At 64.5% G+C, this 17969-nt stretch carries 13 protein-coding genes; 6 read left to right on the top strand and 7 right to left on the bottom strand.

What is annotated here, in order from left to right; genetic code table 11:
• Nucleotides 1-24 precede the first annotated feature (24 nt).
• Both HMI59_RS04630 and HMI59_RS04625 read left to right on the top strand, forming a co-directional pair.
• Nucleotides 25-2043, top strand: coding sequence for a beta-galactosidase (locus HMI59_RS04630; protein ID WP_193592967.1), 2019 nt, complete (start codon nt 25-27; stop codon nt 2041-2043).
• A 343-nt stretch (nt 2044-2386) separates the two neighbouring features.
• A complete protein-coding gene (locus HMI59_RS04625) occupies nt 2387-3625 on the top strand; it encodes an IS110 family transposase (protein ID WP_166185223.1) in 1239 nt (412 codons plus the stop codon).
• Nucleotides 3626-3734: 109 nt separating this feature from the next.
• Here HMI59_RS04625 and HMI59_RS04620 read toward each other — a convergent pair whose 3' ends face one another.
• The 3 genes from HMI59_RS04620 to HMI59_RS04610 form a co-directional block, all read right to left on the bottom strand.
• Nucleotides 3735-5111 (bottom strand): ABC transporter substrate-binding protein, encoded by a 1377-nt coding sequence (locus HMI59_RS04620; RefSeq protein WP_166187367.1) that lies wholly within the window; start codon nt 5109-5111, stop codon nt 3735-3737.
• 164 nt (nt 5112-5275) lie between these two features.
• Nucleotides 5276-6208: a carbohydrate ABC transporter permease gene (locus tag HMI59_RS04615; RefSeq protein WP_021474329.1), complete on the bottom strand. Its 933-nt coding sequence runs from the start codon at nt 6206-6208 to the stop codon at nt 5276-5278.
• A complete protein-coding gene (locus HMI59_RS04610) occupies nt 6201-7145 on the bottom strand; it encodes a carbohydrate ABC transporter permease (RefSeq protein WP_193592966.1) in 945 nt (314 codons plus the stop codon). Before HMI59_RS04610 ends, HMI59_RS04615 begins: the two co-directional genes overlap by 8 nt.
• Nucleotides 7146-7527: 382 nt before the next feature.
• On the opposite strand from HMI59_RS04610, the gene HMI59_RS04605 reads away from it, so the two are divergent.
• The 4 genes from HMI59_RS04605 (at nt 7528) to HMI59_RS04590 (ending at nt 13402) form a co-directional block, all read left to right on the top strand.
• On the top strand, nt 7528-8739 hold the full coding sequence (locus tag HMI59_RS04605; RefSeq protein WP_193592965.1) for an acetylxylan esterase: 1212 nt from the start codon (nt 7528-7530) through the stop codon (nt 8737-8739).
• Nucleotides 8736-10790, top strand: coding sequence for a DUF6807 family protein (locus tag HMI59_RS04600; RefSeq protein ID WP_193592964.1), 2055 nt, complete (start codon nt 8736-8738; stop codon nt 10788-10790). Before HMI59_RS04605 ends, HMI59_RS04600 begins: the two co-directional genes overlap by 4 nt.
• Complete coding sequence (locus tag HMI59_RS04595; protein WP_021474324.1) at nt 10787-11899, top strand: Xaa-Pro peptidase family protein; 1113 nt, start codon at nt 10787-10789, stop codon at nt 11897-11899. The genes HMI59_RS04600 and HMI59_RS04595 overlap by 4 nt, the downstream gene beginning before the upstream one ends.
• Nucleotides 11900-12310: 411 nt before the next feature.
• Nucleotides 12311-13402 (top strand): DDE-type integrase/transposase/recombinase, encoded by a 1092-nt coding sequence (locus HMI59_RS04590; RefSeq protein ID WP_227471417.1) that lies wholly within the window; start codon nt 12311-12313, stop codon nt 13400-13402.
• A 101-nt stretch (nt 13403-13503) separates the two neighbouring features.
• Here the strand turns inward: HMI59_RS04590 and HMI59_RS04585 are convergent, their stop codons facing one another.
• Genes HMI59_RS04585 through HMI59_RS04570 form a run of 4 tightly spaced genes read right to left on the bottom strand, consistent with a single transcriptional unit; the run spans nt 13504 to nt 17951 of the window.
• Nucleotides 13504-14955: an aldehyde dehydrogenase (NADP(+)) gene (locus tag HMI59_RS04585; RefSeq protein ID WP_021473837.1), complete on the bottom strand. Its 1452-nt coding sequence runs from the start codon at nt 14953-14955 to the stop codon at nt 13504-13506.
• Nucleotides 14936-16063 (bottom strand): mandelate racemase/muconate lactonizing enzyme family protein, encoded by a 1128-nt coding sequence (locus tag HMI59_RS04580; RefSeq protein WP_021473836.1) that lies wholly within the window; start codon nt 16061-16063, stop codon nt 14936-14938. The genes HMI59_RS04585 and HMI59_RS04580 overlap by 20 nt, the downstream gene beginning before the upstream one ends.
• Nucleotides 16063-16968: a 5-dehydro-4-deoxyglucarate dehydratase gene (locus HMI59_RS04575; protein ID WP_021473835.1), complete on the bottom strand. Its 906-nt coding sequence runs from the start codon at nt 16966-16968 to the stop codon at nt 16063-16065. The genes HMI59_RS04580 and HMI59_RS04575 overlap by 1 nt, the downstream gene beginning before the upstream one ends.
• A complete protein-coding gene (locus HMI59_RS04570; protein WP_069695908.1) occupies nt 16965-17951 on the bottom strand; it encodes an NAD(P)-dependent oxidoreductase in 987 nt (328 codons plus the stop codon). The genes HMI59_RS04575 and HMI59_RS04570 overlap by 4 nt, the downstream gene beginning before the upstream one ends.
• Nucleotides 17952-17969: the final 18 nt, after the last annotated feature.

Raw genomic sequence — 17969 nt, 5'->3', positions numbered from 1 at the left:
CGCAGAATCGACGAAGGAGTCCCCTTGCTTTCACCTGAAACACCACGCGGTCCGTCCGTTTGGAGCAGCGGCCCCGGGCTTGGGTACGGCGGTGATTACAACCCCGAACAGTGGCCCGAACACGTCCGGCTCGAAGACATCGATCTGATGAAAGAGGCCGGCGTCAACCTGCTGAGCGTTGCCATCTTTTCCTGGGGCCTCCTTGAGCCAAGCGAAGGCAATTACGACTTCGCCTGGCTCGATGATGTCCTGGACAATCTCCACGGCGCGGGCATCAAGGTGGCCCTCGCCACCGCCACCGCTTCTCCCCCGGCATGGCTTGCCCGCAAGCATCCCGAAATCCTTCCCGTCACTGCGGAAGGAACCCGGCTGGAACGGGGCTCGCGACGGCACTACTCGCCGTCGTCGTCGGTGTACCGCCGGTACGCCACGGCCATGACGCGGGTGATCGCCGAACGCTACAAGGACCACCCGGCGCTGGCACTGTGGCACGTCGACAACGAACTGGGCTGCCATGTCGGCGAGTTCTACGGCGAGGAGGATGCAGCCGCTTTCCGCCTGTGGCTTGAGCGCCGCTACGGCAGCATCGATGCGTTGAACGAAGCGTGGGGCACAGCCTTCTGGTCCCAGCACTACGCATCCTTCGACGAGATCATCCCGCCGGGTCTGGCCCCCACCACGCTCAACCCGGGCCAGCAACTGGACTTCGCACGCTTCAACTCCCGGGCCTTCATGGACTACTACCGCGAGCTGCTGGCCGTTCTTCGCGAGGTCACCCCCGATGTCCCGGCAACCACCAACTTCATGGTCTCCAGCGCAACCAAAACCCTGGACTACTTCGACTGGGCCAAGGACATGGATGTCATCGCCAACGACCACTACCTGGTGGCCGCCGATCCCGAACGGGAAATCGAACTCGCCTTCAGCGCCGACCTGACCCGCGGCGTCGCCGGCGGCAACCCATGGATCCTCATGGAACATTCGACGTCGGCCGTGAACTGGCAGCCCTACAACCAACCCAAGATGCCCGGCGAAATGCTGCGCAACTCACTGGCCCACGTCGCGCGCGGGGCGGACGCCGTCATGTTCTTCCAATGGCGCCAAAGCAAGGCCGGTTCGGAGAAATTCCACTCGGCCATGGTGCCGCACGGCGGCCGCAACACCCAGGTCTGGCGCAACGTGGTGGACCTCGGGGACGCCCTGCGCAGGCTGGAGCCGGTCAAGGGTTCGCGCGTTGATTCGCGCGTTGCCATCGTCTTCGATTACGAGGTCTGGTGGGCTTCCGAACTCGACTCGCACCCCAGCCAAGGCGTCAAATACCTGGACACGATGCGGGCATTCCACCGCGCCCTGTACCTGCGCGGCGTGACCGTCGACTTTGTCCACCCCTCCTCGGACCTGGGCGGTTACGACCTCATCCTCGTTTGCACGCTGTACTCGGTTACGGACGAAGCCGCCGGGTCCATCGCCGCCGCAGCAAGCGATGGAGCAACCGTCCTCATCAGCTACTTCAGCGGGATCGTGGACGAACGCGATCACATCCGGTTGGGCGGCTACCCGGGCGCGTTCCGGGAACTGCTGGGAATCCGGACCGAGGAGTTCCACCCGCTCTTCCCCGGCACGCCGGTGACCTTGAGCGATGGAACCTCCGGCTCGGTATGGAGCGAACAGGTACAGGCGCTCGAAGCCACCGAGGTCCTTTCCACGTTCACGCACTACCCGCTCGAGGGCGTACCTGCCGTGACCCGCCGGGCCACGGGCGCCGGCTCGGCCTGGTACCTCGCGACCCTCCCGGATGCGGACGGCGTCGATGCACTCACCGCGCGGTTGCTGGAGGAGGCAAAGGTGACCTCGGCAGCGGAAGCCTCTGCCGCCGTCGAGCTTGTCCGCCGCCGCTCCGCGGACGGCCGCAGCTTCCTGTTCGCCATCAACCACAGCCGGGAGGACGTGGCGGTGAAGTCCGACGGCGTGGAGCTGCTGGGCGGCCAGCGCTTCACGGGCGTGGTGCCTGCCGGAGCCGTGGCCGTCATTGCCGAAGACTGACCCAAGCAGGTCGCAGCAGAGCGCATTTTGAACGTTCTCAACCCGCTCTAATGCGACCCAGCGTGTGAGCGCCGCTGGCGCGCCGTGGGGCCGGGAAAGTGTACGGGGTGGCTCGCCAGGGCTCTGGCGGACTCTGGCCTTCCGGGTAGATCATTGGGCTGTCCGTCTCGGTGAACGCCGACCCAACTTGGTGCCGCGAGTCCGTGACCCAGCGTGGTGTGGAGGACCTCCACGGGAACCGTGGATTGTTGCCCTTGAGCACGAGTATTAGATTCCTGAATATTCCCAGTCCTCCCCGAGACAGACACTGTCATCACCGTCAAACAGTGTTGGAGGGAAGAAGATGGACATCGTTAATGAACGGGCCGCGGGGATGGATATCTCCAAACGCGACGCGAAGGTCTGCGTGCGGATCCCAGGCGCCAGGGCCGGGACCTACACCTCAAAGGTCACGACCTGGGGCGCGACCACGCATCAGATCTTGGAACTGCGGGAGTTCCTCGAACGCGAACATGTCACCGTGGTGGTGATGGAAGCGACCAGCGACTACTGGAAACCGTTCTTCTACCTGCTCGAAGAAACCCTGCCCGTGATGCTCGTCAACGCCAAAGCTGCCCGGAACATCCCTGGACGCAAAACCGATGTCTCCGACGCCGCCTGGCTGGCCCAACTGGCCGCGCACGGGCTCCTGCGGGCCTCGTTCGTGCCGCCCGAACCCATCCGCGAGCTACGGGACCTGACCCGGGCGCGCGCCATCGCGACCCGCGACCGGGCCCGGGAGATCCTCAGGTTGGAGAAGTTCCTTGAAAGCTCCGGAATCAAACTTTCCTCCGTCGTTTCGGACCTGACCGGAGTCTCCTCCCGGGACATGCTCGAAGCCCTCATCAACGGTGAACGGAACCCCGAAGTCCTGGCCGGAATGGCCCGCGGAATGCTGCGTTCGAAAATCCCGGCCCTCGTCGACGCCCTGACCGGCCGGTTCAAACCACACCATGCCTTCATGGCCAGGCTGCACCTGGACCAGATCGACGCCCACACCCGAACCATCGATACCCTCACGACACGGATCGAGGAGGCGATGGAACCCTTTCGTGACGCCAGGGAAGCCCTGGCCACCATCCCCGGAGTCTCCCACCGCGTCGCCGAAGTGATCATCGCCGAAACCGGGGCGGACATGGCAGTCTTCCAAACCCCGGGCCGGCTCGCGTCCTGGGCAGGGGTCTGTCCCAGCGCCAACGAATCCGCCGGACACATCAAATCCAGCCACATCATGCCCGGGAACAAATACCTCAAAGCAGCGCTCGGCACCGCGGCCATGTCCGCCACACGATCCAAAAACACCTACCTCGCCGCGAAATACCGGCGCATCACAACCCGCGCCGGACGCAACAAAGCCCTCGTCGCCGTCGAACATTCGATCCTCACCGCAGCCTGGCACATGCTCAGCACCGGAGAAATCTACAACGACCCCGGCGCCGACCACTACACCCGCATCAACCCGACCAAAGCCAAGAACCGCGCCATAAAACAACTCAACAACCTCGGCTACGACGTCACCATCACCCCGGTCACCGCCGCCTAACCCACCACTACTTTCGTATTAGTTGGGGCTGGGGACGCGAAAGCGCCCCGGGCGAATCTTTACGATTCACCCGGGGCGCTGAGGGGTTGCGCTGAGGGATGCGGTGGAGCTAGGCCCCGATCGCGGACTTCATCTCATCCGAAGCCTTCTTGCCGGCTTCCTCGGTGGAGAGCCTGTTGAACAGGACCTCTGAGGTGTAGCGCTTGATGATCTCCTGAATGGCACCGGCGCCCTTCGGCGGAGCGGCGGGAGCTTCACCAAGCTCCGGCTGGATCTCGCTGATGAAGTCCACCACCTTGGTGTCCGCGGGAGCCAGCTTGGTCTTGATCGCCTCGCGGACATCCGAGTTCGGGTACACACCGCGGTCAGCCAGGAGGATCTCGCCGGCCTTGACGTTGTTGGTCAGGAAGTCGATGAACTTGGCGGCCTCTTCGGGGTGCTTGGTCCGCGATGAGGCAGACCAGAACTGTGAAGCCTTGTACCAGAGCCCAACATCCTCCGCCTTGCCGGTCTTGGACGGGAAGCGGAGGATCTCCAGCTCGCCGCCGGATGCCTTCTCCAAGGCAGGCAGCTGGTTGGACCACCAGAAGGCCATGCCGTTCTTGCCGGTTGCCAGTCCGCTCTGGTCCAGCGGTGCGGCTTCAGCTTCGATGATTTCCGACGCCGACGGTACAGCCTTCTTCTCGCTCAACTTCTTCAGGTTGTCCCAGTAGCCGGCGATGTCGGACGGCTCGAAGCCGAGCTTGCCGTCTTCGGTGTAGAGGGACTTGCCGTTTTGGCGCAGCCACACGCCGAGCGACGCTTCGTCAGTGCCGTAGGCTGCTGCACCGTAGGTGCCCTTGGGGGACTTCTCGGTAACCTCGGCGGCGATGCGCTCGAAGTCATCCCAGGTCCAGGTCTTGTCATCCGGGAGCTCCACGCCGGCGGCCTTGAAGACGGCCGGGTTGGCGAGGATGGTTGCGGCGTTGATGCCGGCGGCAATGCCGGTGAGGCCCTTGGGACCCTTGCCCGCATTCAGGGCCGCTTCATCGAGCTTGGAAGTATCGATCTGGTACTTGGAAAGGTCAAGCAACGCACCGCGGCTGGAGTATTCGGTGATGTACTTTTCGTCCATCTGGATGATGTCCGGGGCGTCGTTGGCCGCCACCTGGGTGGCGAGCTTGTCCCAGTAGCCGGACCAGTCGCCGTATTCGGCCTTGATGGTGATATTCGGGTTCTCCGCTTCGAAGGCCTTGATGGCTTCCTGGGTCAGCTGTGCGCGCTTGTCCCCTCCCCACCAGGAGAAGCGAAGCTCCACCTTGCCATCGGCACTCTTGGCCTCCGACCCTCCACCACAGGCGCTGAGGGCCAGGACGGCTGCCGCCGTGGCTGCGATAATGGCGGAGGCGCGAAGTTTGCGCCCGGACTTCCTGGCCTTGGGCTCCTGCGCAGGCGTCTCCGGCGATGCTGCGCGGGCGACTGCTCCACCCTTTGGAAATAACGGCACTGTAGTCTCCGATCCTCTTTGATCCACTGTGGTGAGAAAGCGTTTTCTCATTGAATTTATGATACAAGTCACAATCTTGTGTGACAAGTATTTCTCGCTGGCTGGATTGCATGGGAGGGGCCGGCACATACCGGCCCCTCCCCGCAGGCGGGGCGCCTGATGGTCTACTTGATGCCCGTGGTGGCGATGCCCTTGATCAGGAACCGCTGGCCGAACAGGAACACCAGGAAAACGGGAAGCAAGGACACGATGGACATCGCGAACAGCGATCCCCAGCTGGTGGCGGACTGCGAGTCCACGAACGCGCGGAGGGCAACAGGAACCGTGAACATGTCCGGATCCGTCAGGTAGATCAGCGCGCTGAAGAAGTCGTTCCACGTCCAGATGAACGTGAAGATGGTGGTGGTGGCCAGGGCCGGGACCATCAAGGGAAGGATGACGCGGAGGAAGATCCTCGGGTGACCGGCGCCGTCGATCCTGGCAGCCTCGTCAAGCTCCTTCGGAATACCGCGGATGAACTGGACCATCAGGAAGACGAAGAACGCGTCCGTTGCCAGCAGCTTGGGAACGATGAGCGGCCAGAACGTGTTCACCCATCCGATCTGGGAGAACAGGATGTACTGCGGAACGATCACCACATGGAACGGCAGCATGATGGTCAACAGCATGATGCCGAAGAACAGTTTCTTGCCCGTGAACTGAAGCCTTGCGAACGCGTACGCGGCCATGGAGCACGAAATCAGGTTGCCGATGATCGAGCCCAGCACCACGATCGCCGAGTTGACCATGTAGTGGCCGAACGGGTGAGTCAGCGCAGACCAACCGTCCGTGTAGTTGCTCATCTCCAGGTTCTGCAGCCAGAGGCCGGGCTCGCGGAAGATGAGGTCGTTGGGCCGCAGGGAGGAGACCACCATCCACAGCAGCGGGTAGATCATGATGCCACCCACCAGGATCAGGATGGCGTGCTTGATGAGTCCTTTGACGCGTGCGCTCCGGCTGAAGGCAAGGCCTCCGGGTGATTCACGGCGGCGCGGGGTCTTGCCGGGCTTGTCGGCGGAAGAACCGGATGCGGGAGGCAGGGTCTGAGTTTTAGTCATCGTAGAACACCCAATACTTTGAAGCGATGAAGTTGATGGCCGTGAAGGCACCGATGATGACCAGCAGGAACCAGGCCATCGCTGAGGCGTAGCCCATGTCGAACTGGCCAAAGCCCTTCTGGTACAGGTACAGCGTGAAGAACATGGTGGAGTCCGACGGACCGCCGTTGCCACCGGAGACGATGAACGCCTGCGTGAACGACTGGAAGGATCCGATGATCTGGAGCACGAGGTTGAAGAAGATGATCGGGCTCAGCATGGGAATGGTGATCCGCCAGAACTTCTGCATGGTGGTGGCACCGTCAACTTCGGCAGCCTCGTAGTACATGTTCGGAATCTGCCGAAGGCCGGCCAGGAAGATGATCATGGGGCTGCCGAAGGTCCACACGTGCAGCAGGATGATCGAGCCCAGGGCGGTGTTGGGGTCAGAGATCCAGCCCGGGCCTTCGATGCCGATCATGGCAAGGACCTGGTTGACCAGGCCGGTGGTGCCGAAGATCTGCTTCCACAGGATGGCAACGGCCACCGAGCCACCCAGGAGCGAGGGCAAGTAGAAGATGGAACGGTAGAACGGGAGACCACGCAACCCCTTGTCCAGGACCAGTGCAATCAGCAGCGCCACGGCCAGCTGCAGGGGAACACCCACCAGGACGTAAGTGAAGGTGACCCGCAGGGAGTTATGGAGCCGCGCATCGCCGAACATGCGGGCGAAGTTGTCCAGGCCAACCCAGGCCGGCGGCTGCAAGAGGTTGTAGTCCGTGAAGGACAGGTAGAGCGACATCAACATGGGGCCAACAGTGATGACCGCCAGGCCAAGCAACCAGGGCAGAAGGAAGATGTAGGCGGCCTTGTTGTCGCGGCCGTTCGCCCTCTTCTCTTCCTTTGTCATGGGACCCTTGCGTCGGGTCATCGATGAGAGTTCACCAATCGCGCTCATTGCGTCCTCCCTGCGAGACCCTGAACGCCCGACGGCGCCTCAGGGTGATGCTTTTCGGCCATGTGGTCTCCTTTGGTCATCGTGGCCTGCCACGGAATTCGTGCTGGGACTTGCTGCCTTCCGGGACCGCCGGAGAAAACCGGCGCTGCCCTCTGATTTTCCGGGATTTCGATCCCGGCGTTTAGCGGCTCCGTACCAAAGTAAACGTTTTCTTGACCCATGTACAGCCTTTTGCTAATTTTTGAGAAAGCGTTTTCTTAGTACGCCAATGCAAGGTTTTCCCCACGCTGAAGAAGCTCGGCGTGCGGTTTCGCACACCCTCCGCCCAGCGAAGCAGGACTCCCATTGTTTCCTATCAACCCAGTTCCCCAGGGCCGTCACCATGCCGGTGACTGAAACGGCGGAACGCCCCGGCGCAATCGCCGGGTACGAAGATTGGCCGGACTACGCCGCGCGCAACACCGGTCCGGGTACAGGCTTCGAGGGAAGTTCGCCGGCGGCCCGGCAGCTTGCCCTGACGTTGGGCGTCCCCGCCGTCAGCGGGAACCTCGATTACACGGTGCACCGGGAAGTGGAACACGACGGCGTGGTCACCTCGCTCCTTGGCTGGCAGACCGGTTTTGGACCCCGGACCGCCGCGTGGTTCGTGCGCCCCGCCGAAGCTTCGGGCCCCCTGCCCGGGGTCGTTGCCCTGCACTGCCACGGCGGCATCAAATCCCACGGCGCCGAACGGCTGGTGGCAATGCCCGACGGCGGAACCTCCTCCGCGCATCAGCCCGGTCCCGTGCCAGCGGGCTTGCGGACGACATTGTATGGGGGACGTCCGCTGGCAACCTGGCTCGCGCAGCAGGGCTTCGCGGTCCTGGCCCACGATGCCTTCATGTGGGGCAGCCGCGGCTTCACCCTTGACCCGCTCCCCCACCGCACGGCGCACGCCGTTGCCGGACAGGAGGCACTGTGGCGGGAGGCCGGCGTCGTACCTTCACCGGCGGAACGGTATAACGCGGCGGCCGCGGCGCACGAGGAAACGGTAGCCAAAGCCGCTGCCCTCGTAGGTACCACCGTGGCCGGGACCGTGGCCCACGACGACCTTTCCGCGCTCCATGTGCTGGCCGGGCTTCCCGGAGTGGATCCGGAGCGGCTGGGGTGCATCGGGTTCTCCGGCGGAGGCGGCCGGGCCTTGATCCTCGCCGGCCTCAGCCCGCTGGTGCGCAGCTACGTCGTCACATGCATGATGACAACCTTTGCCTCGCTCCTGCCCGCCTACCTGGACGCCCACTCCTGGCTGCTGCACTCCCCCGGGTTGGCGGAGCTCGGAGAGTGGCCGGACATCGCGCTCCGGTCCCGGGCCGAGTCCTTATTGGTGCAGTACGCGCTTCGGGACGGCCTTTTTCCCGAGCAAGGGATGCGGGACGCGCACTCGCACCTCTCCCACCATTTGCCCGGCAGGTACACCGGCACCTTGTGGGACGAACCCCATGTGTTTACCCCTGCCATGCAGGACGAGGCTGCAGCTTTCCTCGCGTCCGGGCTGCGTGCAAAACGACCCCATGCCACCCCACCTTCAACTGATCCCGCTAGGACGGCCCCATGACCCTGCCCGCAACCCTGCCAGAACCATCGCTGACTCCCGGCCGCCTCCCCCGCATCGCGCTGGTGGGCGTGCACGGCTTCGGCGAACGGCACCTCGACAACATCCTCCGCCTGAGCTCGGCAGGCAAACTGGAACTCGTGGCGGTGGCCGATCCCGTGCCGCCGGCCGATGGCCGGCTCCCCGCAGGAGTGGACGTCTTTGACTCGCTCGAGGCCCTCCTGGCCGCTTACGGCACTGACAGGACACCCGACGTCGTCATCATTTCCACCCCCATCCAAACCCACGCCCCCTTGGCCCTCAAAGCCCTGGCGGCCGGCGCGAATGTCTACCTCGAGAAGCCTCCCGTGGCGTCCATGGCGCATTACGAAGAAGTCCTGGCCGCAGCGCGTGCGGCGGGAAAGCTTGTGCAAGTGGGTTTCCAGAGCCTGGGTTCGCACGCAGTGCCGGCGATCCGGAACCTCGTGGAAACGGGCGCGATCGGTGAGGTCCGGGGCATCAGCGCCACGGGGGAATGGCTGCGCACCAAGGCCTACTTCAAGCGCTCCCGCTGGGCAGGAAAACGCCGCCTGGACGGAATGGACGTGGTGGATGGCGTTGCGACCAACGCACTCGCCCATGCGGTTGCGACGGGGCTGCGCCTCGCCGGAGCGGAGACCGTGACCGATGTCCGGTCCGTGGACACCGACCTCTACCGGGCAAACGACACCGAGAGCGACGACACCACGGTGGTCCGGGTGGCCACCGCCGGGACCGTGCTCACGTGCGCCCTGACCCTCTGCGCGCCCGTGCAGACTGCCCCCGCCGTCACGGTATACGGAACGCTGGGACAACTCACGTTCTCCTACACCGAGGACCGCGTGGAGATCACCACTCCGGAAGGAACACGGATCCAGGACTTCGCCCGGACGGACCTTTTGGAGAACCTCATCACAGCCCGCTCCGAGGAGGACCTGCTCAGTCCCCTCGCCAAGACCGGGGCCTACGTGGCGGTGCTGGAGGCCATCCGGACCGCCAAGGCGCCGCGGCTCATCGACCCGGCCCACATCACCTGGGTGGGTGAAGGCGATGACGCCCACGCTGTCGTCCACGACATCGGGTCCTGGATCCGGCGCGCCGCACTCGGGCAGGCAACCTTTGCCGAGCTCGGTGCCCCGTGGGCGTCCCCCGCAACCCGTCCTGCCGCAAGCATCGATAGGACCACGGTAGCCGTTTTCCAGGACGGCAGCAGCATCCGGCCCACGTCATCGCCGCGGCCTTACCTGCATCCCGTCAGCACCCTGGCGGGCACGGTGGTGACCGATCACGTCCCGGCGGACCACGTCTGGCATCTCGGCGCGGGAGTAGCCGTGCAGGACGTGAACGGCATCAACTTCTGGGGTGGCCGCACGTACACCCGTGACGCCGGCGCCTACGTCTGGCGCAAGGATCATGGCCGGATCGTCACCGAATCGGTTGACCACAGCGATGCCAGGCGGTTGGAACAGTTGGGGTGGATTGGCCCGGACGGCACACGTCTGATCGGCGAGCAGCGCGAGTGGCGCTGGTCCGCCGTCGGGCAGTCCATCTGGCAACTGACGCTGGACTTCACGCTTCAGACGGCCACGGACGGGACGGTGCTGCTGGGCAGTCCGGGTTCGAACGGCCGGCCGCAAGGCGGCTACGGTGGCTTCTTTTGGCGCCTGCCCAAGGTTTCGGACGCCACCATCTGGACTGCTGACGCGCGGGGTGAGGATGCCGTCCATGGCAGCGTTGCGCCGTGGCTGGCCTGGTCAGGAACGTTCGACGCCGGAAGTCCTGCAGGCGTGCATGGCACTGAATCCCTGGGCCACCCGGCAACGCTTGTGTTCCGGGCGTCCCCGCAGGCTCCCGACCCCTGGTTCGTCCGGCACTCAGGCTACCCGGGCGTGGGGCTCTCCCTTGCCTGGGAATCCCCCGTGGCCGTGGAACCCGGCAAGCCCATCCACCGCACCGTCTCGGTCCTGATTGCCGACGGCTTCCTGGCTTCACAAGGCATTGATCAACTCATCGCAACTCTGGGGGAAACGGCATGACCGCTCAAACGCAGACCACCCGCACCATTACCGCGTCCCGCACGGCACCCGGCAACGCCGCCGACCGTGCCATCAAACGCCGCCGCGTCCTGGACATCCTCGACGCCTCCGGCCGGGGCTCCCTGCTGCTGACAAGCAACACCGCCCTGACCTGGTACCTGGATGGCAGCCGGGTGCACATCAGCCTGGCCGGTGACCCCATCGCCGCCCTGCTGGTTGACCGGACCGGCGACCACTTGGTCACGTTCAATAATGAAGCCGGACGGATCGCCGCCGAGGAACTGCCCGCGGACGTGAGCCTGCATACCGTTCCTTGGCACGGACCGCTGCACGCCACAGCCGCCGGCCTGGCCCCGGACGGAAACCCGCTGTTGGAAGGGGACGTCACCGCGGAATTGCGGGCTGCCCGGCAGCAACTCCTCCCTGCGGAGGCAGCCCGCTACGCTGCCTTGTCTGCCGATGCCGCGGCAGCCATGACTGATGTCCTGGGCGAAGCGACCCCTGACACCACGGAGTTTGAACTCGTTTCCCGCCTCGCGGCCCGCGTGGTGGCCGCAGGTGCCGAGCCGTTGGTCCTGCTCTGCAACGGTGCCGGGCGAAGCGATTTCCGGCACCCCCTGGCCACCCATTCCCCCATCGGGCGGCGGGCGATGGCCGTGGTCTGCGCTCGACGTGACGGCTTGGTGGCCAACGTGACCCGGTGGGTGGCCTTCGACGCCGGGAGCCCTGCGGAGTTGGACGCAGAGGCCCGGATCGCCGCAGTCGAGGCAGATATCTTCCGCGCGACCGTCCCCGGGGCGCGGCTGAATGAGGTTTTCACGGAGATTCAGCAGGCCTACGAACGTCACGGCTTCGGACCCGAGCAGTGGACGCTGCACCACCAGGGCGGCCCCGCGGGCTACGCCGGCCGGGATCCACGGGTCACCTCCGCGGTGACGGACACCATCGTGCTGAACCAGCCCTTCACGTGGAACCCCTCGGGCCCCGGGGTGAAGATCGAGGACACGGTGCTGCTCACTGACAGCGGGTTGCAGATCCTCACCGTGGACGAGCGGTGGCCCACAACGGAAGTGGACGGCCGCCGTCGTCCGTTGACGTTGCGTCCGTAGGCACCCAACGCGACAACGCAAAAGTGGCGGGTCACCGGAAAGGTGACCCGCCACTTTTTGTGTTCCCCCGCCCAACTGGGTCGCATTTGTGCGCGTTTTGACGGCTCAAAACGTGTGTGGAGTCTCATGACTTAATAGACAGTTCTGTCTCATGACTTCGTAGACACTCTGTCTCATGACATCGTGGACACTTTGCTGGCGGGTTTGCTGCTGTTCATGAGTAAATCCCAGCCGGATATCAGGATTCGGCATGCTGTCGCGACGTGGCCCGAGGATTCGCCTAGGGGCGCGGTCTCGGCTTTTTGCAGGAAGCACAATGTCTCCCGGGCGTGGTTTTACCGGGTCCGGGCAGCGGCTTCGGAAGTGGGACCAGTGAAGGCGTTGGAGAAAAAGCCCCCGCTTCCGAAGTCCATGCCCACTGTCACGGCTCCGGTCATGATCGAACTGCTGCTCGGTACCCGTGCAGAACTTCAGGAGAGCGGGTTTGATTACGGCCCGCTCTCCGTTATCGCGAAGCTCGCAAGGCAGGGCTTCAAGCCGCCTTCGCGTGCCACCGTGGCCAGGATCTTTGTCAGGGCAGGTGTCGTGGTGCCCGAGCCCAGAAAGAAACCACGAAGCGCGTACAAAAGGTTCGTCTATCCCCAGCCGAACGCCTGTTGGCAGATCGACTCGACCGAATGGCAACTCGCCGGCGGACAGAAGGTAGCGATCTTCCAGCTCGTCGACGATCATTCACGTCTGGCACTGGCGTCCCTGGTCGCAGCCGGGGAAACCAGCGCCGCTGCGATCGCCGTTGTCACGCAAGCGATCGAACGCCACGGGACACCGCAACGATTCCTCTCCGACAACGGTGCGGCACTGAATCCCACACGCCGCGGTCGCACCGGTGCGCTTGTGGAGTTCCTCAAAGCCAAAGGCATCGAACCGATCACAGGCAAACCCTACAAACCGACCACCCAAGGCAAGAACGAACGGTTCCACCGGACCCTGCACCGCTACCTTCACCGGCAGCCACCGGCAACCTCTATGGCCGCCCTCCAGTCACAGGTGGACGCCTTCGATCTCTACTACAACAACGAACGCGAACACCAAGGCCTGCCCAACGCAATGACACCCCGTGAAGCCTGGAACGCCACCCCCAAGACGTCCCCGCCAGCGGCCCCTGAACCGATTGCGCCCCGTCCGGACAGGCGAAGCGCACAACGGACAGTGAACAGAAACGGCTCAGTGACGATCCTGGGCACCCATTTCAAAATGGGCAAGGAACATACCGGCACCACCGTGCACATCCTCTACGACGACACCACCATCATGTTCTTCGGAGCCCAAGGCACCGAGATCATCACACACCCCAGACCACCACAAGGAACCACCTACGTCGGCAACGGCAAACCCTCAGGCGTCGCAGCCGACCCCCGAGGCACACGCGCCAAACGAACCATCTACCCACAGCTCAAAAACCGGAACCCCAAACCATCGAACGAACTGTCCACGAAGCCATGAGACATCAAGTGTCTACGAAGTCATGAGACATGAAGTGTCTACAAGGTCCTGAGACATGACAACGGCTCAAAACGTGCTTAACTGCGACTCAGTTGGGTGCTTTAGCCAAGCTGGAGCACGCCGTCCACCCGGCGCGGGATACCCAGCGGGTTGGACCCGTGCAGGGCGGGGTGCAGGATGCTTTCGGGAGCGTCCTGGTAAGCAACAGGCCGCTGGAACCGGCGCACAGCCGTGGCTCCCACCGAGGTGAAAAGGGAGGTGGTGGCCGGGTAGGGGCCGCCGTGCTGCTGGGCCCAGTTCACCGCGACGCCGGTAGGCCACCCCGCGAACAGCACACGCCCGGCCAGTTCGCTCAGTTGCTCCACCAAAGCGGAGATGTCCTCGCCCGGCTGGGAGTGGATGGTGGCGGTCAGGCTGCCGGGTACCTTGGCGAGGGCCTGCGACAACTCATCCTGGTTGGCGTACTCGATGAGCAGCGTGGTGGGGCCGAAGCACTCCTCCAGCAGCTCCTCCGGCCGCTCCAGCACGTTCGCCGCGGTGGTCGCGAAAACCACGGGGGCGGCGCCGTCGGCAAGCGCATCCTGCTCAGCGGTTCCGCTGACCAGCGTGACGCCGGGCAACTCGGCGACGCCCCGCAGTCCATCCGGGAACGCTTCCGCGATGCGTTCGGTCAGCATCGCTGCTGCGGGCTTGTCCTTGCTGGCTTCAGCCAGGTGCGCGGCGAAGTCGGTGCCGGCGGGGATGAAGACGAGTCCCGGCTTGGTGCAGAACTGGCCGGCGCCCATGGTGAAGGAACTTCCAAGGCCGGCAGCGAGTTCCTCGCCCCGTTCGGCCACTGCCGCTTCCGTGATGACCACGGGGTTCAGGCTGCCCAGTTCCCCGTAGAACGGAATGGGGTCGGGGCGCGAAACAGCGAGGTCGAACAGTGCGCGGCCACCCGGAATGGAACCCGTGAAGCCGACGGCCTTGATGGCGGGATCCTGGACCAAGGCGGTGCCCGCTTCCCGTCCGCTGACCAGCGCGAAGATACCCTCCGGCGCGCCTGCTCCCGCGAGCGCCTCGCTGACGATTTCCGCGGTCCGCTCGGAGAGGCGAAGGTGCCCGGAGTGGGCCTTCACAATCACGGGGCAGCCGACGGCGAGCGCTGAGGCGGTGTCGCCGCCTGCCACGGAGAACGCGAACGGAAAGTTCGACGCCGAGAACACGGCTACGGGGCCAACCGGCCTGAGGATGCGGCGCAGGTCGGGCTTGGGCGGGGTGGCGCCCGGATCGGCATGGTCAATGACCGCTTCGAGGTACGAGCCCTCGGTGATCACCTTGGCGAACAACCGCAGCTGCCCGCTGGTCCGCGCCACTTCCCCCGCCAGGCGGACTGTGCCGAGGCTGGTTTCGGAATCGGCAATGGCCACGAGTTCGTTCACGTTCGCGTCCAGCGCGTCGGCGACGGCGGTCAACCAGGTGGCGCGTTCGGCGTCGGAAGCTGCTGCGGTCACTTTGAAGGCGGCTGCCGCTGCTTGCGTGACCGCCGTCAGGTCAAGAGTTGCTGTACTCAATGTGCATTCCTTTGCTTTCGGAGCTCTCGCTTGCGGGCGTCATGGAACCGAAATCGAAGCCGAGCCCGGGACGCCCCCCGGAACTGAGCCTGCTGTTGCGGATATGGATGGGCGATGATCCGGCCAGGATGCCCAATTGTGCGAACGAAGCATCCTCGACGTCTTCGACCTTGACCGCTTCTGCCATGGTCAGTGCCAGTTGGCCGGACAACTCGGGCAGAAGGTGCGGGGCAACCCTGATGCTGTTGGCCCGGGCAAGTTCGACGATCCTCCGGAACGGGGTAATGCCGCCCACGCGGACAATGTTCGGCTGGATGACGTCCACGGCTTCTGCCTCGATGAAATCCCTGAAGCGATAGATCGTGTGGACGTTCTCCCCCAAAGCAATGGGCACCGGCGAGTGCTTGCGCAGCCTCCGGTAGGCCCAAAGATCGTCTGCACGGATTGGTTCCTCCAGCCATTCCAGGCCGTAACCGGCCAGGGCATCCAAGGCCCTGAAGGTATGGGCCAGGTCCCACCGTTGGTTGGCGTCGATCATGAGCAGGCGGTCCGGGCCGATCACTTCCCTGACAGCAGCCACCCGTTCGGCGTCTTCCCGCAGCTCGGGCTTGCCGACCTTGATCTTGACTGCGTTGTGTCCGGCCGCCACCCACCGTTGGGCCTGCTCCACCAGCTGCTCCAGCGTGTAGTGCAGGTTCACCCCGGAGCCGTAAACCTCCACGGATTCCTGCCTCTGGCCAAGGAACCCGGTGATGGAGGTGCCGGATTGCCGTGCCAGGAGGTCCCACAAGGCGAGGTCCACGCCGGCCATCGCGATGGTGGTCAGCCCTCCCCCGCCGGCTTCGTGAAGCCGTTTCCACAACTGGTCCCACACGATTTCCGGGTTGGCTTCCACACCGGAAATAAAGGGAGCAATGTCGTGGTCCAGGAGGGCCTTTACAGCGTGGGGACCAATGGTAGGTGTCCAGGAGAAACCGTGGCCCGTGCCGCCGTCGTCCGTGGACAGTTCGGTGACAATCACGTGGTTCTCCGGCGCCTCGGTTCCCCAGCTGCGCAGCAGCGGAACGGTGATAAGCCGCGTGGAGAGCCCGGTGATCCTCGCAGTCATCAGCTGCCGGCCAGCTCGTGACCCTTGGCCAGGATCGCCTTTAGCTCCAGCAGCTGCTCTTCGGTGGGATCAACCAGCGGCGGGCGGACGGAACCAACGGGAAGCCCGGCGAGGCGGAGTCCGGCCTTGATGAGGGAGACACCAAAGCCGGGGGTCTGGTCGCGGAGCCGGACCAGGGGTGCGTAGAACCCCTCAAGCAACGCATTGCGGCGGTCTTCGTCGCCGGCGACGTAGGCGTCATAATAGGCCTTGGCAATCTCCGGAGCCATGGCAAACGCAGCCGAGGAGTACAGCGGGATTCCCAGTCCCCGGTAAGCCCCCTGGGTGAGTTCCGCGGTGAGGAGTCCGTTGAACAGTGCGAAGTCCTTGCGGCCGCTGGCGTTGATGGCAGACACGATTTCCTGGGCAAGCCCAACGTCGCCGATCCCGTCCTTGAAGCCCACAACCTTGGGGTTGGCGGTCAGGCGGGTCATGGCTGCCGCGGTGAACTTCGCCGCGCCGCGGTGGTAGACAATGACGGGAAGGCTGCTGGCAGCGGCAACGGCCTCAACGTACGCCACTACCCCGTCCGTCGGTCCGGAGACCAGGTACGGAGGCAACACGAGGAGTGCGTCGGCGCCGGCTTCCTCGGCCACCTTCGCAGCGGCGATGGCGTGGCCCAGCGGGCCTCCCGCACCGGCGACGACCGGAACCGCACCGGCGACGACCTCGACGGCGGCAGTCACCACAGTGCGGATCTCGTCGAGGGAAAGGGCATGGAATTCGCCCGTGCCGCATGCTGGGAACACACCGCCCGGACCGAACGGCAGCCGTGAACCGATATGTTCCTTCAAGAGCTCCACATCAACTGAGCCGTCTTCGGCGAAGGGTGTGACGGGGAAGAAAAGTACGCCGTCGAAATTCATGCTGTCTCCTTGCTGGTTGCGCCCGCAGGCACAAGCCCGCGGTTGTTCTCGTCCTTGAGTACTGCTGTGTCTGCGCCGTCAAAAGGCGGGGTGAGTTCGGTGCGCCAGCTCCGCTTCGGTTCCCAGCCCAACAACGTGCGGGCCTTCTCGATGGAGAACGCGGGACTGGTCCCCGTGAGGTGTTCCGTGAGCGGGCCGCTGCCGGGCAGGAACTGCGGCAGCAGCTCCGAAAGTGGCGCGGCAGCCAAGGCATCCTTGGCCCCCACAAAGAACGTCTGCCCGTTCGGAATGGAATCCATCTTCGCCAGGAGCACATCCAGGAAATCAGCAACATCCCTCGCGTCAACGTAGTTGAACAGCGCGGGAGCGGACAGCGACGGATCCGCCAACCGCTCGCGTACCGTGTGGCCCTGCTGAGTCAACGCGCCCTCCCACTCCTCAGGCGAAATGACGTAGCAGGGGCGGAACGCCGCGTAACGGATCTTGTCCCCCTGGGCGGCGGCAAACATCCGGATTGTTTGCTCGGCGATGAGCTTGGACAGCGCGTACGCGTTCCAGGGTGTTGCCGGCGTGTTTTCGTCCAGCGGGAACGACGGCGGCAGCCAGCCTTCCGGGCAGCCGTAGCCCAAGGCGGTGGGGCTGCTGGCCGTGACGATCCGGCGAACGCCAACTTCTGTTGCTGCGCTGATGACGGCGAACGCGAGCCGCGTGTTGGTGCTGAAGATGACGTCCTCAGGAGCGCTAAAGGGGACAGCGATGGCCGCGAGGTGGATGACAGCGTCCGGCGCCGTCTCGCGAATCAGCCGTTCGGCTTCCCCCGGCGCCAGAAGGTCGGCGGTGTACTGCACTGCGCCGGCGGGCAACTGCTCTGCGGGGATGGCGTCCCGGTCGACCGAAAAAACCTCATGTCCGGCGGCCGCGAGTCCGGCGACGACGCTGCGGCCAAGCCGGCCGGAACCGCCGGTGACGAAAATCCTGCTCATTGATTAGTCCTTGTTGTC

This window comes from Paenarthrobacter sp. YJN-5, from assembly GCF_015040095.1.
Lineage (GTDB): Bacteria > Actinomycetota > Actinomycetes > Actinomycetales > Micrococcaceae > Arthrobacter > Arthrobacter ureafaciens.
The sequence above is the reverse complement of the archived record's forward strand: the minus strand, read 5'-3'. Positions and strand labels throughout refer to the sequence as shown.

Coding starts and splice junctions, on each gene's coding strand:
- HMI59_RS04625 (WP_166185223.1), top strand. CDS start 2,387: ATGGACATCGTTAATGAACGGGCCGCGGGGATGGATATCTCCAAACGC.
- HMI59_RS04615 (WP_021474329.1), bottom strand. CDS start 6,208: ATGACTAAAACTCAGACCCTGCCTCCCGCATCCGGTTCTTCCGCCGAC.
- HMI59_RS04610 (WP_193592966.1), bottom strand. CDS start 7,145: ATGAGCGCGATTGGTGAACTCTCATCGATGACCCGACGCAAGGGTCCC.
- HMI59_RS04605 (WP_193592965.1), top strand. CDS start 7,528: ATGCCGGTGACTGAAACGGCGGAACGCCCCGGCGCAATCGCCGGGTAC.
- HMI59_RS04600 (WP_193592964.1), top strand. CDS start 8,736: ATGACCCTGCCCGCAACCCTGCCAGAACCATCGCTGACTCCCGGCCGC.
- HMI59_RS04595 (WP_021474324.1), top strand. CDS start 10,787: ATGACCGCTCAAACGCAGACCACCCGCACCATTACCGCGTCCCGCACG.
- HMI59_RS04590 (WP_227471417.1), top strand. CDS start 12,311: ATGCCCACTGTCACGGCTCCGGTCATGATCGAACTGCTGCTCGGTACC.
- HMI59_RS04580 (WP_021473836.1), bottom strand. CDS start 16,063: ATGACTGCGAGGATCACCGGGCTCTCCACGCGGCTTATCACCGTTCCG.
- HMI59_RS04575 (WP_021473835.1), bottom strand. CDS start 16,968: ATGAATTTCGACGGCGTACTTTTCTTCCCCGTCACACCCTTCGCCGAA.
- HMI59_RS04570 (WP_069695908.1), bottom strand. CDS start 17,951: ATGAGCAGGATTTTCGTCACCGGCGGTTCCGGCCGGCTTGGCCGCAGC.